This is a genomic window from uncultured Ruegeria sp. (assembly GCF_947504215.1).
GTDB lineage: Bacteria > Pseudomonadota > Alphaproteobacteria > Rhodobacterales > Rhodobacteraceae > Ruegeria.
The window spans coordinates 40,924-56,089 of record NZ_CANNGO010000004.1 but is presented as its reverse complement, the minus strand read 5'-3'; the positions used below and the strand labels follow the sequence as shown (position 1 = coordinate 56,089).

At 55.6% G+C, this 15,166-nt stretch carries 16 protein-coding genes; 10 read left to right on the top strand and 6 right to left on the bottom strand.

Annotation, left to right across the window (positions count from 1 at the left end; translation table 11 throughout):
• Positions 1-3: 3 nt before the first annotated feature.
• Both Q1B21_RS09220 and Q1B21_RS09215 read right to left on the bottom strand, forming a co-directional pair.
• A complete protein-coding gene (locus Q1B21_RS09220; RefSeq protein ID WP_299888669.1) occupies positions 4-561 on the bottom strand; it encodes a L,D-transpeptidase in 558 nt (185 codons plus the stop codon).
• A gap of 180 nt (positions 562-741) precedes the next feature.
• Entirely contained in the window at positions 742-948 is a 207-nt protein-coding gene (locus Q1B21_RS09215; RefSeq protein ID WP_298935245.1) for a cold-shock protein, read from the bottom strand.
• A gap of 405 nt (positions 949-1,353) precedes the next feature.
• Between Q1B21_RS09215 and Q1B21_RS09210 the strand changes: the two genes are divergently transcribed.
• Entirely contained in the window at positions 1,354-1,716 is a 363-nt protein-coding gene (locus tag Q1B21_RS09210; protein WP_299888665.1) for a hypothetical protein, read from the top strand.
• 849 nt (positions 1,717-2,565) lie between these two features.
• On the opposite strand, the gene Q1B21_RS09205 is transcribed toward Q1B21_RS09210, so the two are convergent.
• Positions 2,566-3,336, bottom strand: a complete 771-nt coding sequence (locus Q1B21_RS09205; RefSeq protein ID WP_299888662.1) for a hypothetical protein — start codon at positions 3,334-3,336, stop codon at positions 2,566-2,568.
• Positions 3,337-3,341: 5 nt separating this feature from the next.
• Positions 3,342-4,997, bottom strand: coding sequence for an energy-dependent translational throttle protein EttA (gene ettA, locus Q1B21_RS09200; RefSeq protein WP_299888659.1), 1,656 nt, complete (start codon positions 4,995-4,997; stop codon positions 3,342-3,344).
• 134 nt (positions 4,998-5,131) lie between these two features.
• On the opposite strand from ettA, the gene Q1B21_RS09195 reads away from it, so the two are divergent.
• The 4 genes from Q1B21_RS09195 to dacB all read left to right on the top strand — a co-directional run bounded on the left by Q1B21_RS09195 (position 5,132) and on the right by dacB (position 8,130).
• Positions 5,132-5,464 carry a hypothetical protein gene (locus tag Q1B21_RS09195; protein ID WP_299888656.1) on the top strand — a complete coding sequence of 111 codons (333 nt, stop codon included), beginning with the start codon at positions 5,132-5,134 and terminating at the stop codon, positions 5,462-5,464.
• A complete protein-coding gene (locus Q1B21_RS09190) occupies positions 5,465-5,932 on the top strand; it encodes an MOSC domain-containing protein (protein WP_299888653.1) in 468 nt (155 codons plus the stop codon).
• A gap of 32 nt (positions 5,933-5,964) precedes the next feature.
• Positions 5,965-6,585: a nicotinate-nucleotide adenylyltransferase gene (locus tag Q1B21_RS09185; RefSeq protein ID WP_299888650.1), complete on the top strand. Its 621-nt coding sequence runs from the start codon at positions 5,965-5,967 to the stop codon at positions 6,583-6,585.
• 66 nt (positions 6,586-6,651) lie between these two features.
• Positions 6,652-8,130, top strand: a complete 1,479-nt coding sequence (gene dacB, locus Q1B21_RS09180; protein ID WP_299888647.1) for a D-alanyl-D-alanine carboxypeptidase/D-alanyl-D-alanine-endopeptidase — start codon at positions 6,652-6,654, stop codon at positions 8,128-8,130.
• Positions 8,131-8,132: 2 nt separating this feature from the next.
• Here dacB and Q1B21_RS09175 read toward each other — a convergent pair whose 3' ends face one another.
• Positions 8,133-8,555 (bottom strand): tellurite resistance TerB family protein, encoded by a 423-nt coding sequence (locus Q1B21_RS09175; RefSeq protein ID WP_299888644.1) that lies wholly within the window; start codon positions 8,553-8,555, stop codon positions 8,133-8,135.
• A 205-nt stretch (positions 8,556-8,760) separates the two neighbouring features.
• Positions 8,761-9,498 carry a class I SAM-dependent methyltransferase gene (locus Q1B21_RS09170; RefSeq protein WP_299888641.1) on the bottom strand — a complete coding sequence of 246 codons (738 nt, stop codon included), beginning with the start codon at positions 9,496-9,498 and terminating at the stop codon, positions 8,761-8,763.
• Positions 9,499-9,758: 260 nt separating this feature from the next.
• Here Q1B21_RS09170 and Q1B21_RS09165 point away from each other — a divergent pair, with 260 nt between their 5' ends.
• The 5 genes from Q1B21_RS09165 to Q1B21_RS09145 all read left to right on the top strand — a co-directional run bounded on the left by Q1B21_RS09165 (position 9,759) and on the right by Q1B21_RS09145 (position 15,165).
• Positions 9,759-11,333, top strand: coding sequence for a lysine--tRNA ligase (locus Q1B21_RS09165; protein ID WP_299888638.1), 1,575 nt, complete (start codon positions 9,759-9,761; stop codon positions 11,331-11,333).
• 48 nt (positions 11,334-11,381) lie between these two features.
• Complete coding sequence (locus tag Q1B21_RS09160) at positions 11,382-11,783, top strand: DUF4864 domain-containing protein (protein ID WP_298935235.1); 402 nt, start codon at positions 11,382-11,384, stop codon at positions 11,781-11,783.
• 137 nt (positions 11,784-11,920) lie between these two features.
• Positions 11,921-14,209, top strand: coding sequence for a glycosyl hydrolase family 28-related protein (locus tag Q1B21_RS09155; RefSeq protein WP_299888635.1), 2,289 nt, complete (start codon positions 11,921-11,923; stop codon positions 14,207-14,209).
• A 155-nt stretch (positions 14,210-14,364) separates the two neighbouring features.
• A complete protein-coding gene (locus tag Q1B21_RS09150) occupies positions 14,365-14,691 on the top strand; it encodes an antibiotic biosynthesis monooxygenase (RefSeq protein WP_298935233.1) in 327 nt (108 codons plus the stop codon).
• A 66-nt stretch (positions 14,692-14,757) separates the two neighbouring features.
• Positions 14,758-15,165: a universal stress protein gene (locus Q1B21_RS09145; RefSeq protein WP_299080909.1), complete on the top strand. Its 408-nt coding sequence runs from the start codon at positions 14,758-14,760 to the stop codon at positions 15,163-15,165.
• Position 15,166 lies beyond the last annotated feature (1 nt).

Below are 15,166 nucleotides of genomic sequence, written 5' to 3'. Positions count from 1 at the left end.
CGGTCAGACGACAGTGACAACCGTTCCGATGGGAACCCTGTTGTATAGATCGACGACATGCTCGTTCAGCATCCGAATGCATCCGTTGGACGCAGCCCGTCCGATTGTCTGCGGCTGAGTTGTTCCGTGAATGCGAAAATAGGTATCGACCCCGTTTTGGAACAAATACAATGCCCGGGCGCCCAAAGGGTTGCCATTGCCTCCGGGCTGAACATAGTCGTTGTCCTTGAATTTCGCGTAAGCGACCGGGTCGCGTTCGATCATTTCATTCGTAGGTCGCCAGGTCGGCCATTCTTTTTTTACATCGATTGTCGCTGTGCCGGTGAATTCCAGCCCGGCTTTGCCGACGCCGCACCCATAACGGATCGCCTTACGGGGTTCTGTAACGAAATAAAGATAAAACGAGCGCGGAACGACCAGTAGCTGACCTGGCAGGAACTGCTTTTTGACCCGGACAAATTGCGGTGCCGGGTCATATTCCACCGCTTTTTTCGCCGCAGCGAGGCCAGGTATTAAGCTGGCGGCGGCCGTTGACGCAAGAAATACGCGACGCGTGAACATGATGGTCCTCACAAAATTGCCAAATAAATCATTGCCGTAGTTTGAGAATGATAGCCTATCTGGTCAATTGCAGGGCAAGGATAACCGAAAAGTGATGTATTCCGCGGGCCACACTGACGGCCGCGAGGAGTTATGTCTCCAAAGAAAAAGGGCGAGGAAAAACCTCACCCTTTCAAAAGCTTAGACAAGCTGGATGTCGTCGGCGCTTTCGCGACCGTCACGTCCAGCGCGCAGCTCGTACGTGACTTTCTGGTTGTCGGCGAGACCGGTAAGGCCCGAACGTTCGACGGACGAGATGTGCACAAACACGTCTTTGCCACCATCTTCAGGTGCGATAAAGCCGAAGCCTTTTGTGGTATTGAACCATTTTACGGTGCCTGTAGGCATTCCGAGATCTCCTATAAGTGCTACCCACGGTGTTGCGGCAGCCCGGCGTCGTTGTCTGTATCGATAGACTGAGCGCCGGAATCGGAGACAGTAGGTCGAATAGAAAAACGTAAGCGCCCTTGATATGGCATTGAGAACTGCGTGTGACAAGGTAATTTGTGCGGTTTGTACAAGGGTTTGAGGGCCAATCGTTGGTTTTGCACAAGAATCCGCCGACGCAATCTGCCGTGAATCTAAGTGTCATAAAGATACTGAATTGCGACAGTTTGAAGCTGTGGATTGCAATTCAGACGACGGTTTTGCGAGCTATGGATCGTGCGTCATGCCAGGATCAGTTTTTGTATCTGCAGAGAACGAGGATACGATAGCGAGGTCTTTCTTAATCGATATGTTGGAGGAACTCTTATGCCCGTCCCGCAGATTGTAACCGTCATCGGATATTTTTTGGTACCTGCCGCGAATGCCGCTGCCTTTCGCAAGAACTGTGCCGAGATGATTGACCTGCGAAAGAAAGAGACCGGCCATTTGGCCTCCGCCTATAGTTTTGGGGCCGATGGCACGGCGGTGTCGCGGGAGGATTATGACAGCGCCGATGCGGTGATCCGGCATATGGAGGTGGGCAGCCAAATCTTTGAAAGCACGCAGGCACTGGTGGAGATCACCGGGGTCGAGTTGAATGGGCCCGAGGCCGAGCTCGAGAAGCTGCGCGATCTGTTCGGCGGGATGTCTCCGCGGGTCTATGTGACGGAGTTTGGGTTTCGGGGTTAGGCGCGCGCTGGTTTACTGTTCTTAAGCCGGGTTTGGTTGATGGGGCGGTATGAGCAATTATCGGCGTGTTCTCATTCCCGGGGCAACCTATTTCTTTATCATGGCATTGGCTGACCGGTCGTCGGACCTGTTGACGCTGGAGGTGGCACATTTGAGGGCGGCCTTTGCGATGACGCAGAGGGAGCGGCCGTTCTGGTGCAACGTGTTTGTTGTGTTACCGGATCATCTGCACGCGGTTTGGACTTTGCCGGCAGGGGATGCGGATATTCCGTGCGGTGGGGTGCGATTAAATCGAGGTTTACCATGGGTGTTAACAAGGCGAGTCGCAGGCCGTGCTTCAGCCCGGCAGCCACGCCCAAAGAACTGCCCGTTGTGACTTCTGGCAAATATGCCGGGCTGAAGCCCGGCCTACGGCAGGACAAACGCGAAGCGCCTGTTTGGCAACGCCGGTTTTGGGAGCACACCATCCGGGGCGAACGGGATTACCGGAATCACATGGCGTATTGTTGGGGGTGAGCGCTGGTCCGCCGCAGGTGGCGAAACGTCCAGTGGACATTTCGAGGCGAGAACGGGCGGTGCCCCGGTCAAGTATGGGTTGGTGGAGCAACCGATCGATTGGCCGTATTCGTCAATCCATCGCGATATTCGCGCAGGCCGGGTTGATCCGAAGTGGAGCGGTGTGGTCACCGACGGCACGTTCGGAGAGCCGTAGGATGGGGTTTCACCCCATCATTTGAGAGTTTGGAGTTTGGAATTGGTTTGTACGCGGGAACAGATCGTGCGGGTGTTCGGGTATGATCGTTGAGTGAGAGATGGGGTGAAACCTCATCCTACGCTTGCTAAACTTGCTTATTTCGGCGGTGCGTACTTGTTGTGGTTAGCAATCAAGGAAACAAGTTGGGTGGTTGTGCCTAATAGGTCTTGAGCTTCGTCAATCGTATAAAACTTGTCGGGGTGCGCCACCGGGTTTCTAAACCCGCTCCTGAAATTGTCCAAAGTTCCGCTCAACGCATCGTCAAGCGCTTTTCGACCTTCTAGTGCCTTTACCATTGGGCCCCACATCGGTTTGTCCAGTCTTTTCTGTTTGATAACAGAAAAGTACAGTTGTTTTAGGCAACATTCGGAGCCGCGCATGAGGTGATATGCAGCCGCCGTGCCGCGCTCAAGGACTAGGCACATTCCAGCTTCTTGGAAGTCATTTTGGGCGTTTTCTGGCAAGCGCGCAAAAGTTTCTCGGCCAAATATGCCAGAGATATCTTCGAACAATAGGTCGGTATTGTATCTTCTCTCATCTGGAAAGAACGCGGATAGTTCTTCTGCTTCCGCGAGTATAACTCTTTGTAGAACATTGATCTCCTCAAATAGTGCCTTGCCGTCGGGAGCCTCTAAGTTCGAACCATCATTATATTTGTTGTCAAATTCCGCCTTCATTTCTTTGAGTTTTTTAGACGCGTTGTTTGAAACTTTGAGATTTAGTTCTTCGATGTAACTAAATACTCGTTCCAAATTTTGTTGGATAGATCCCTCTCCGATGTAGGGCAAACTATCCTCTGCATTGCTTCGAACGAAAAGCAATACTGCGCCAAAATGGATGTATTTTCTTAGATTGTTTTTTTCCAATCAAATCACCTCGCAAACTTCTTATGCTTCAACCGCTTGGGCTCCAGCGCATCCGGTCCCAGACGGCGTTTTTTGTCCTCTTCGTAATCTTCGAAATTGCCCTCGAACCATTCCACATGGGCGTCGCCCTCGAAGGCGAGGATATGCGTGCAGATCCGGTCGAGGAAGAAGCGGTCGTGTGAGATGACGACGGCGCAGCCGGCGAAATCGACCAGCGCGTCTTCCAGGGCGCGCAGGGTTTCGACGTCCAGATCGTTGGTCGGTTCGTCGAGCAGCAAGACGTTGCCGCCCTCTTTCAACAGACGGGCCATGTGGACGCGGTTGCGTTCGCCGCCTGACAGCAGCGAGACCTTTTTCTGCTGGTCGCCGCCCTTGAAGTTGAAGGACGAGCAATAGGCGCGGGAATTGACCTGCGCGTCGCCCAGCTGAATGATCTCGGCACCACCGGTGATCGCCTCCCATACGGTATCGTTGTCCTTGAGGTCGTCGCGGGACTGGTCGACATAGGACAGCTCGACCGTGTCGCCGAGCGTGATGGTGCCGCTGTCGGGCTGTTCCTGACCGGTCAGCATCTTGAACAGCGTCGATTTACCGGCACCGTTGGGGCCGATGACGCCGACGATGCCGCCGGGGGGCAGGGCGAAGTCCAGCCCTTCGATCAGTTGCTTGTCGCCCATGTGTTTCGACAGGCCCTCGACCTCGATCACCTTGCCGCCAAGGCGCTGGCCATTGGGGATGACGATCTGGGCGCGGGTAAGTTTTTCGCGTTCGGACTGTTCAGCGAGCTCATTATAGGCGTTGATCCGGGCCTTGGATTTGGCCTGACGGGCCTTTTGACCCTGACGCATCCAATCCAGTTCGCGCTGCAGGGTCTTCTGCTTGGACTTGTCCTCACGCGCTTCCTGCTCCAGCCGTTTGGCCTTTTGTTCCAGCCATGCGGAATAGTTGCCCTCGTAAGGCAGGCCGCGGCCCCGGTCGAGTTCGAGAATCCAGCCGGTAATGCTGTCGAGGAAATAACGGTCGTGGGTGACGATCAGGATGGTGCCCTTGTAGTCGATCAGGTGCTGTTGCAGCCAGGCGATGGTTTCCGCGTCCAGATGGTTGGTCGGTTCGTCCAACAGCAACATGTCAGGCGCTTCGAGCAGCAGTTTGCACAGCGCGACGCGGCGTTTTTCACCCCCCGAGAGGGAGGCGATGTTTGCGTCGTCGGCGGGGCAGCGCAGGGCCTCCATTGAAACGTCGATCTGGCTGTCGAGATCCCACAGGTTCTGGCTGTCGATCTCGTCCTGCAGCTTGGCCATCTCATCAGCGGTTTCGTCGCTGTAGTTCATCGCCAGTTCGTTATAACGATCAAGGATCGCCTTTTTTTCGGCCACGCCCAGCATGACGTTTTCACGAACGCTGAGGGTTTCATCCAGTTTCGGTTCCTGCGGCAGATAGCCGACCTTGGCACCCTCGGCGGCCCAAGCCTCACCCGTAAAGTCCTTGTCGAGCCCCGCCATGATCTTCATGAGCGTCGATTTACCGGCGCCGTTGACGCCGACGACACCGATTTTCACGCCGGGCAGAAAGCTCAGGTGGATGTTTTCAAAGCACTTCTTGCCACCTGGATAGGTCTTTGAGACACCTTGCATGTGGTAGACATATTGATAGGCGGCCATGTCGCGTCCTTTGGGTCGGGGAATTCAGGTTGGACGGTGTGATAGCGGATGGTTTGGGTGGGGGCAATGGATATGGTTTGGTGGACTAGGTGGTGCGCGGTAAGTGTTTCCCATTGCGCCGGAAAAGAGTATCGGTGGAGATCATTGAGGAGATGAAGATATTGCAGGTACCAAAGGAATTCGTGACATTGTTTGCAGATTTGATCGTGCTTGCCTTAGCCTTTTTTGCCATGTTCCGCATCGCTAGGTTCTGGTCTGATGTAGTTTACGCGCAGTCACAGATTTACGACAAACCCGTTTCACCCGCAGATCATATTCGCATCCCGGTACCGGCCTCGAATGCCAATAACAGCCCACAAGATATTGCCTTTCGAAAGTATTGGTTGAACGCATTCAGGCGCATGCTGCCGGACGTGATAATTTCTTGCTGCCTGATTTATTTTGTAGTCGATAAGCTCGGTGTTTGAATGTCGTTAAAAGAACTCATTTCTGGTTGGGCCAAGTCCGGGCAAATTGACTGGATCGGTCTGCGGCCAGAGCGGCGTCGTAGGATGGAGGTTGCGGACGCGGCCATGGTTTCAGCCGACGGGTTCGATGGCGACCGAGGCCGTGCAGGCAAACGAGCAGTGACGTTGATCCAGAAAGAGCATCTGTCGGCGATTGGGTCTTACATGGGGCGGGGGCCAGTCACACCAGACGTTCTGCGACGCAATCTGGTGGTTTCGGGGATCAATCTGGCGGCGCTAAAGGGGCGCGAGGTGCAGGTGGGGGATGCGATTTTGCGCATCACCCTGATTTGTGCGCCGTGCAGTCGAATGGAGGAAGCCTTTGGCAAGGGGGGCTATTCCGCAGTGCGCGGGCATGGCGGCTGGTGTGCCGAGGTGGTGCAGCCCGGTCGCGTCAGGCTGGGGGATGTGCTGCAACCTGTTGATTGACAACACCCCCCAGTTCTGAACATCAGCTAGGGATGTTGCGAAACGCCATTCCATATGCGCGGCCCGGGCAGGTTGTTGGGCTGTTCGGCGGGTCTTTTGATCCGCCGCATCAGGGGCATGTGCATGTGACGCGCGAGGCGATGAAGGCGTTTGGCCTGGATCGGGTGTGGTGGTTGGTGTCGCTAGGCAATCCGTTGAAGGAACGGGGCCCTGCTCCGTTGGCGCGGCGCATAGACGCCGCGAAGGCCGTGATGCAGCATCCACGGGTCGAGGTGACGGATATCGAAGCGCTGACGGGGACGCGGGCGACGGCGGATACGCTGGCGGTGTTGCAAAGGCTTTATCCGCAGGTCCGATTTGTCTGGCTGATGGGTGCCGACAATCTGGCGCAGTTTCACCATTGGAAGGACTGGCGACAGATCATGGACAGCGTACCGGTGGGCGTGGTGGCGCGGCCGGGGGATCGGATTTCGGCCCGGATGTCTCCGGCGGCGCGTGCATATGCACAGTATAGAATTGACGGGCAAGCACGGCATTTGCTTGGGCGGGCTGCTGCGCCGGCGTGGTGTTTCGTGAATGTGCCTATGGTCAATGTCAGCTCGACTGAAATTCGCGGGCGCGGCGGTTGGGGCGATGGGGTGTTGCCGGAATAGCCACACCCGGCGCATAGTGCATTTCAGTGGTTGTTTGGTTGTGATCTCTGGGATTTTAATTGACCCATGGTTGATCGTATTTCACGTCGTTTGTTTCTGGGGGGATTGGGGGCGTCTCTGATCCCGGGCACGTCTTTGGCACAAGCCCCCTTGGTGTCTTTGAGGCCGCAGGCGCGTGGACCACAGCTGAGCGGCATCGAACGGTTCATCAAAGCCGCGGGTCTAAAGGGTGACGTTGTGTTTGCCGTGGCTGATGTGAAAACCGGAGCGCAGTTGGAAGCTTTTGGGGACGAAAAGGGATTGCCTCCGGCAAGTGTCGCCAAGGCGATGACCGCCCTTTACGCACTGGATGTTCTGGGGCCGACGCATCGATTTGAAACCACGCTAATGGCGAATGGTCCTATTGAGAATGGAATTCTAAAGGGCGATCTTATCCTTGTCGGCGGGGGTGATCCGCTGCTGGATACGGATGCTCTGGCCGAGATTGCGGCCGATTTGCGCAAAGTGGGCGTGACCGAGGTGCGCGGGGCGTTCAAGGTCTATGACGGCGCTCTGCCGTATATTTTCAGCGTGGATCCCGGGCAACCGGATCATGTCGGGTACAGCCCGGCGATCAGTGGAATATCGTTGAACTTTAACCGGGTGCATTTCGAGTGGAAACGCGAGGCCACGAGTTATGACGTGACCATGGACGCGCGCAGTGCGAATTATACTCCGTCGGTTGAGATGGCGCGGATGCGGGTCAAGGACCGGAAACTGCCGATCTATACTTACGAACCGAGTGCCCGCCAGGATCGCTGGACCGTCGCAAAAGATGCCTTGGGCAAAGGTGGCGCGCGGTGGTTACCAGTACGCAAGCCCGCGCTGTATGCTGGTGATGTGTTCAAGACATTGGCGCGGGTAAACGGAATCGTTCTGGGCCGGGTGCAGGTGACAACCGAAACATCGCGCGGAGATGTACTCGTTCTGCACCAGAGCGATTCTTTGGACAGTATCCTGCGCGGAATGCTGAAGTACTCGACGAACCTGACCGCTGAAATGGTGGGGCTTGCTGCGTCGGTCGCACGGGGCGCTGCACCCAACAGCCTTGCGGATTCGGCCGCCGAGATGAACCGCTGGGCCGCTGAGACCTACGGGGTCGAAGGGGTCGCGATGGTGGATCATTCCGGGCTTGGCGATGCCTCGCGCATGAAACCGGGTGATTTGGTGGCTGCGCTTGTCGCTGCGCGGAAGACGGGTGCGCTGCGGCCGTTGCTGAAGCCGTTTTCTTTGACCGATGCCAATGGCAAGCCGATCAAGGATCACCCGATCCGCGTGGATGCCAAAACCGGGACGCTGAATTTTGTATCGGGGCTGGGCGGGTTCCTGACAACTGCGAGTGGCTCGGACCTGGCTTTTGCCATTTTTACCGCCGATATGGATCACCGCGCCACCATCCCGCGAGAGGCCCGAGAACGCCCGGATGGCGCGCGTAGCTGGAACCGAAGATCACGCAAGCTGCAACGAGCATTGATAGAGCGATGGGGCGCTTTGTACGGAAGTTAGATTCAGACGACGTGACGCGCCCGCGAACCGCGCTCGATCGCGGCTGCGTGCAGCCGGTCGATATTCAATTCATACCGGATTTCTTCCAACAGGCGCAGTTCGGTTTCAGCCAGTGACCCGTCAGCCGCAGCAACGTCGCAAGCCAGTGCATAAGCGGTTTCGTTCAAACGCTCGGGCAGGTTGACCCGGATCAGGCCAAAAAGGGCATCCAGCCCATCCTCTTGTTCGAACAGGTCGAACACGATCTGCGACACGCGGCGGGTGCGGTCGATGTCGTAATCCGAAAAGACCGGCAGCATGTTGACCGCAGTTTCGATTTTGACCAGCTCGGCGGTGCGAATGGTTTCATCTGACGCAGAGACCGCAACCATGATCGCCACAAGGCAATCTTGTGGGGACATGGGGTGGGGAATTTGATCGGTCATTATATGTGTCCTGCTTGGAGGTGTTCGAACGCGCAGGATATGAGCGGGTGGAAGCAGGTACAACACTTTGTTTGATCTGCGGGCGCGGCGGATAGCGCAGGTCAGTTGTATACTGTGATTGTCTCGGCCAATAGCAACCCGGCCCAGTTTTTGAAGCGTGTCAAATGTAGCTCTGACCAGACCACCACTGCCGGTGTAGATACTATTATGCTGGTTGATCCTTTTTCGGTGTCTCGGACGCCGTTTGTTCTGCGAGGTCTTCGCAGTAGTAAATGTCCCGCCCGATGTCCTCGCAGACATGTATTTCGGGGCTCGGATATACCGCGCGAAGAAAGCTGTGAGTATAGGGGAAGAAGTTGAAATGCGGGTTGAAGCTGTACCGGTATTCGCGTTCCAACGGGACAACAATGATGACGCGCTTGCGAGCAACACGACGGAGTTCGGCAATGGCGCGGCGGTAATCCAGAAGATGCTCGATCACATGGGTGCAGATCACCGTGTCGAAGGTGTTATCGTCAAATGGCAGATCTTCGATACGTGCTGCGACGTAGTCGATATTGTCGATGGTGGCGACGTCGTCGATTACAAAATCAACACCAGTCATCTTTTCGATATCGGGGCGTGCCGTAAAGACACGTTGCAATAGAAAACCAGTGCCACAGCCAACGTCGCAGATGCTTTGACCAACAACGTCCTTTGCGATCCGCTCAATGCATGCTTCGGAGTTGTCAGTTCCCTGATGAACCCGCGGGTGGTCTCGATAGAGTGCCTCATACTCGTCGTCAGTCAGATATGGCGCACGCTCACGAAACTCAGCAAGACGGGTGATATGGGTTCCCCAGACACGGCGGGCCAGCCAGTGGAATGCTGAGCTGTCGCGCACGACCGGCGGCAGGATATCCTCAAGTACAAAGCGGATCCTGTTGGTCGTTTCGCGTCGCATGTGTCTTCCTTGTTTTCAGATCGTTTACTGTGTTCTTGCAGAAGACGTGTCATAGCAGGCTTTGGAACCGGGGCGAAGCAGAAATACCGCCCAGAGGTTGCTCTGTTTATTGGCGCACCTGGCAATGCCGTCAAATTCCTTTCAGGCGCGTATCGAGAAATACCGTCCGCTTTATTGACTCATGCTGCATCCGCACAATAACAGGGGCCGGGCTGGTTGCATGGGGTAGCTGGCACGATCCCCGATGGAGTTCAATACAAATGTCTGACCTGCGTGAAACCGCGATGACGTCCAAGGCCTGGCCCTTTGAAGAGGCGCGGCGGTTGCTCAAACGGTACAAGCGGGGTGCTCCAGAAAAGGGGTATGTGCTGTTTGAGACGGGCTATGGTCCCTCGGGCTTGCCGCATATCGGAACGTTTGGCGAAGTTGCGCGGACCACCATGGTCAAGCGCGCGTTTGAGGCGCTGTCGGACATTCCAACCAAGCTGATCTGTTTCTCGGACGATCTCGATGGCATGCGCAAGGTGCCCAGCAACGTGCCAAACCCTGAGGCGCTGCAAGACTATTTGCAATGCCCGCTGACCACTGTTCCCGATCCGTTTGGCGAATATCCCAGCTTCGGCGAATACAACAATGCGATGCTGCGTCGGTTTCTCGATACCTTTGGCTTCGAGTATGAGTTCTATTCAGCACGGGACTTTTATCGCTCAGGCCAGTTTGATGAAATCCTGAGGCGGGCGGTCGATAACTATGATGCCGTGATGGCGATCATGCTCAAAAGCCTGCGGGAAGAACGCCAGCAGACCTATTCGATCTTCCTGCCGATCCATCCCGAAACCGGTCGCGTTCTGTATGTGCCGATGAAGAAGGTTTGTGCTGAGACTTACACCGTTACCTTCGACGACGAAGACGGCAAGGAATGGACGCTGCCGGTCGCCGGCGGCAACGTAAAGCTGCAGTGGAAACCGGATTTTGGTGCGCGCTGGGCGGCGCTGGGCGTTGATTTCGAGATGTATGGCAAGGAACACGCCACCAACGAAAAGATCTATGACGCGATCTGCCGGGCGCTGGGGGGCCGTGCGCCGGAGCATTTCTCGTATGAGCTGTTTCTGGATGAAAACGGTCAGAAGATTTCCAAGTCTTCGGGCAACGGGGTGTCGATTGACGAATGGCTGACCTATGCGCCGACTGAAAGCCTTGCGTATTTCATGTACCAAAAGCCCAAGACGGCCAAACGGATGCATTTCGATGTGATCCCAAAAGCCTACGATGAATACCATCAGCAGTTGCGGGCTTACCCGGGGCAGGAATTGAAGGCGCAATTGAACAACCCCGTCTGGCATATCCACGGCGGCGACGTTCCTGAGTCGACCCTGATCGTCCCCTTTGCAATGATGTTGAACCTCGCGTCGGTTTCCGGGGCCGAGGACAAAGAGGCATTGTGGGGTTTCATCCGTCGCTATGCGCCGGATGCCACGGCCGAGACGCACCCCGATCTGGATCAGGCGGCGGGTTTTGCTGTTCGGTACTTCAATGATTTTGTCAAACCCACCCGCATGCACCGGGCACCGACGAATCAAGAGCGTGAAGCGCTGGAAGCGTTGAAGGCGGAGTTGGAAGCGTATGACGGACCCATCGAGGATGAAGCGCTGCAATCGGTGGTTTATGCCGTCGGACGTGAGCGATTTGATCCGCTGCGGGGCTGGTTCACGGCATTGTATGAGGTGCTTTTGGGCGCCTCGCAGGGCCCGCGGTTCGGCGGGTTCATCGCGCTTTATGGCGTGCCGGAAACCATTGCGCTGATCGACAAGGCGCTGGCCGGAGAGCTGGTCTGATTTGACCTGACCTAGCGTGAGGCTATCCTTCGAATAGGAGGTGGCCCTATGCGTCGTTTATTGCTTGCTATATCCCTGAGTGCCGGACTGGCATCAGGTGCCTTCGCCCAGAACGCCGAGATCGAGGCTAATATTGCCGCACAGATACAGGCATTCAAGGCGGATGACTTTGCAACTGCCTTCACCTTTGCCAGCCCCAATATCCAGCGCCTGTTCGGAACACCTGAGAATTTTGGCGTTATGGTGCAGCGCGGTTATCCAATGGTCTGGCGGCCAGCAGATGTGCGGTTTCTGGACCTGCGAGAGGTCGCCGGAGCGTTATGGCAGAAGGTCATGATCACCGATGGTGACGGGCGGGTGCATATTTTGGACTATCAGATGGTGCAGCAGAACGACGCTTGGAAGATCAACGGTGTACAGCTGTTGGGCAACGCGGATCCGGCAGCCTGACGCAACACCATCGTTACGGTGATTTGAGCGGCGGTTAATTCCTTTTGGGTACTCAGACTTTCGCGTTCGGGGTGGACCTGAACACGAGGTTTGAACGTGTCGCAGATTTGTGCGGCGCGATTGGGAAAGGGATTTCTATGAACAAGGCAATCACCGACGGCATCGTGTTCATGCCGCCTCAGTTCGCGAATGGCTTAGGTGTATGGTCTGCGGGCGACGGCACGCCGGGCTCACCAACCTATGACGGATCAGGGACAGGGGCCTTTGTTCCGGCGGATGCGGATTTCGGAGGCTGTCTTGAGATACTGAAGGTTAATGCCACGCAAAAGCTGCGTTACATGGGGCAGACGCCAATCGTGCCGGGCTGTTACTTGCAGATCAAGGCCCGGGTAAAGGCGATCAGCGGGCCGCTGCCTGAGGTCAGGGTTGCGGCTTGGGCCGGGGCTGCTGGCGACACCCATTTGGCTGCTGTTGCCGAACAGGGGCCCGCCACGCAGCTTTCCGGCTATGGTACGGTGCATGAGATTACGGCGATCGTCGGCACCGGACAGCGTCCTGGGGTGGATATGCCTTGGGGTGTGTCTGCTCTGTACGGGCATTTTGGTTTGGATATCGAAGGGGTCAACGGGGCATTGGTCCGGGTCGATGATATTGAGATCACCGATGTAACCAGTATTTTTTTGCGCGAGATGATCAGCGTCGTCGATGTCCGCGATTTTGGCGCTATAGGGGATGGAGTCACCGACGATTCAGCCGCGTTTGAAGCGGCGGATCTGGGAGCCGGTGGACGCAGGGTCTATGTCCCTCAAGGTACTTATCATCTGGCGGAAAACACCAGCATGGCGTCCGAGATTGATTTCGAAGGCACGGTCACAATGCCCGACGACAAAATGCTGCTGCTGACCAAGAACTTTGACTTTCCTGCCTATGACGCGGCCTTTGGCGACGAAGAGCTGGCGTTTAAGAAGGCATTTCAGGCGTTGTTGAACAACGCAGATCATGAGTCGTTGGATCTGGCGGGGCGCAAGATCTCGGTCAATGCACCGATTGAACTGGCCGCTGCAGTCCCCAACAGGCAAAGCGGGTTTTCCACGCGCCGCGTGATCCGCAACGGGCAGTTTGATGCTAAAAGCAATTCTGCCTGGGATACCGAGACATTTACTTCGGTCGCGACCTACGATCCGTCGGATTCAAAACGACTGACGAATGTGGCCAATATTGCAAACATCCCCGTAGGCTCGTTGGTGGAGGGTAGTGGTGTGGGGCGCGAGATCTATGTGCGATCCAAGGATATTGGCGCCGGAGAGATCACCCTGAACGCAGCCATCTATGATGCATCCGGCACCCAAACGTTTACCTTTAAGGCGTTCAAGTATCTCTTGGATTTCAGCGGCTTCAGTACGCTGCGGAAATTCGGAATGGAGCAAATCGAGTTTCAATGCAACGGGCGTTGCAGCGCTATCCGATTGGCGCCGTCGGGCAGTACGTTCTCGCTGACGGATTGTTTTGTCAGCCGGCCCAAGGATCGCGGAATCTCGTCGATCGGAACCGGGTGTAAGGGGATGCTGATCGACAATTGTCAGTTCCTGTCTGCGGAGGAGTCGTTCGTTGTCACTGACCGCAATTCGATAGCGCTGAATACCAACGCGAATGACGTGAAGTTACGACACAACCGAGCGGTACGTTTCAAACACTTTGCCGTTGTCGGCGGGGACAACAACATGATCCTGGGCAACCATTTCTTTCAGGGCGACAGCATTCCGCAGGGCGTCCGTACCGCCGGGCTGATCATGATCGGGACCTACAACAGTTCGACCATCGCCGAGAACTATGTGGATAACTGTTTCGTCGAATGGTCAAATGAACGGGATGCCACTCCCAGTTATGTTTCGGGGTACTCGTTCAGTGCCATGAGCATCACCGATAATATCTTCTATTCCAGCGAAGCGCCGCCCTGGTTCAGTTATATTGTCATCCGCCCACATGGCCCGGGGCACTTCCTGAACGGATTGGCCGTCACCGGGAACAAATTTCGCGCCAGCAGCGGCGGGATTGACCGGGCGGAAAGGGTGGACACCACGTTTGCCGATCTGGATAAGAACCGCCATGTTAACGTGACCTTCCAAAACAACACATATCATGGCGTGAGCGTGAAGGCCGCGAACCCCCTGAGAGTCCGAAATCTGCAACAGTCTGCAACCAGCGCTTGGGCAGTTTGGTCTTATGCTCATTTGCCGTTCGGCGGTAAGGTCCGCAGTTGTGATGCCGTGACTGTTCTTGGACCGCTACGGAGTGTCTTTGGATCAGTGCGTCACGCGACACCCTATGTGGAACTGGAGCAAGGCAGCAATGGCGATGGGTTATTGCTGCGGTGGCCGGAAAACTTGCAAGGTGAGGTCTCGGTTCTAATGCGGATGGAGCGTTGATTTACTGGATGGTTGCCCGCCAACGGGCAGCCACATTTATCGGGTGGTTTCCTTGAATATTCAGCGTGCCATTTGGATGTGATAAGAAAGCCGAAGGAAACAGGAGACGTTTCAATTTCCTATGCTAGGCTCAGGTCAGCCAAAGGAGGAGCTAGATGCCGAACATAGCTAAAAACACCAGCGTCCAAACTGTTATTACCACCTTTGAAATGACCCCCGGAACTTGCCAGGACTTGCTCGAATCGTTGACCGAAGCCTATGCTGACTTCATTTCCAAACAGCCAGGCTTCGTTTCAGCTGGGTTGCATGTAAATGACGCTCAGACACGTATCGCCAACTATTCTCAGTGGAAGCGCCGGGAAGACTTTCTGGCGATGCTGCGCACGCCTGAGATGCGCGACCGAAACCGCAAGATCAACGAGCTGTGCAAAAGCTTTGAGCCTGTCATGTATGACGTGGCTGAAACATTCGGAAATTCCTGACCTGGATCAAAGCACGCGCTAGTTTTTAGGCTCATGTTAGATGGGTATAAAAAGGAGGACTGCAGCATGTATCATAACATTCTTGTCCCCATTTCGTTTGATACCGAACGAGATACTTCCGGTTCGCTGAAACTGGCCGAAGTTCTGGCGACGCCAGATGCGCAGGTGACGTTGATGCATGTGGTTGAGCATATTCCGAATTATGCAATTTCCTACATGCCTGCCGAGTATTTGACGGAAGCGCGCAAGGCGATCCAAACCGAATTGGACAATATGGCCGCAAAACTGCCCAATGCGACGGGCTTGGTAGTAGAAGGCCATTCGGGCAGAACGATCTTGGATTGGTCGGAAGAACACAAACCGGATCTGATCATCATGGCCTCGCACAGGCCGGGAATGCAGGATCTTTTGTTGGGCTCGACGGCGTCGCATGTGGTGCGCCACGCAAAATGTGCTGTGCACGTGGTGCGGTGAG

Excerpts from the sequence above, each read along its gene's own strand:
- Q1B21_RS09220 (WP_299888669.1), bottom strand. The coding sequence starts at position 561 with ATGTTCACGCGTCGCGTATTTCTTGCGTCAACGGCCGCCGCCAGCTTA.
- Q1B21_RS09215 (WP_298935245.1), bottom strand. The coding sequence starts at position 948 with ATGCCTACAGGCACCGTAAAATGGTTCAATACCACAAAAGGCTTCGGC.
- Q1B21_RS09210 (WP_299888665.1), top strand. The coding sequence starts at position 1,354 with ATGCCCGTCCCGCAGATTGTAACCGTCATCGGATATTTTTTGGTACCT.
- ettA (WP_299888659.1), bottom strand. The coding sequence starts at position 4,997 with ATGGCCGCCTATCAATATGTCTACCACATGCAAGGTGTCTCAAAGACC.
- Q1B21_RS09190 (WP_299888653.1), top strand. The coding sequence starts at position 5,465 with ATGTCGTTAAAAGAACTCATTTCTGGTTGGGCCAAGTCCGGGCAAATT.
- Q1B21_RS09185 (WP_299888650.1), top strand. The coding sequence starts at position 5,965 with ATGTTGCGAAACGCCATTCCATATGCGCGGCCCGGGCAGGTTGTTGGG.
- dacB (WP_299888647.1), top strand. The coding sequence starts at position 6,652 with ATGGTTGATCGTATTTCACGTCGTTTGTTTCTGGGGGGATTGGGGGCG.
- Q1B21_RS09175 (WP_299888644.1), bottom strand. The coding sequence starts at position 8,555 with ATGACCGATCAAATTCCCCACCCCATGTCCCCACAAGATTGCCTTGTG.
- Q1B21_RS09170 (WP_299888641.1), bottom strand. The coding sequence starts at position 9,498 with ATGCGACGCGAAACGACCAACAGGATCCGCTTTGTACTTGAGGATATC.
- Q1B21_RS09165 (WP_299888638.1), top strand. The coding sequence starts at position 9,759 with ATGTCTGACCTGCGTGAAACCGCGATGACGTCCAAGGCCTGGCCCTTT.
- Q1B21_RS09160 (WP_298935235.1), top strand. The coding sequence starts at position 11,382 with ATGCGTCGTTTATTGCTTGCTATATCCCTGAGTGCCGGACTGGCATCA.
- Q1B21_RS09155 (WP_299888635.1), top strand. The coding sequence starts at position 11,921 with ATGAACAAGGCAATCACCGACGGCATCGTGTTCATGCCGCCTCAGTTC.
- Q1B21_RS09150 (WP_298935233.1), top strand. The coding sequence starts at position 14,365 with ATGCCGAACATAGCTAAAAACACCAGCGTCCAAACTGTTATTACCACC.
- Q1B21_RS09145 (WP_299080909.1), top strand. The coding sequence starts at position 14,758 with ATGTATCATAACATTCTTGTCCCCATTTCGTTTGATACCGAACGAGAT.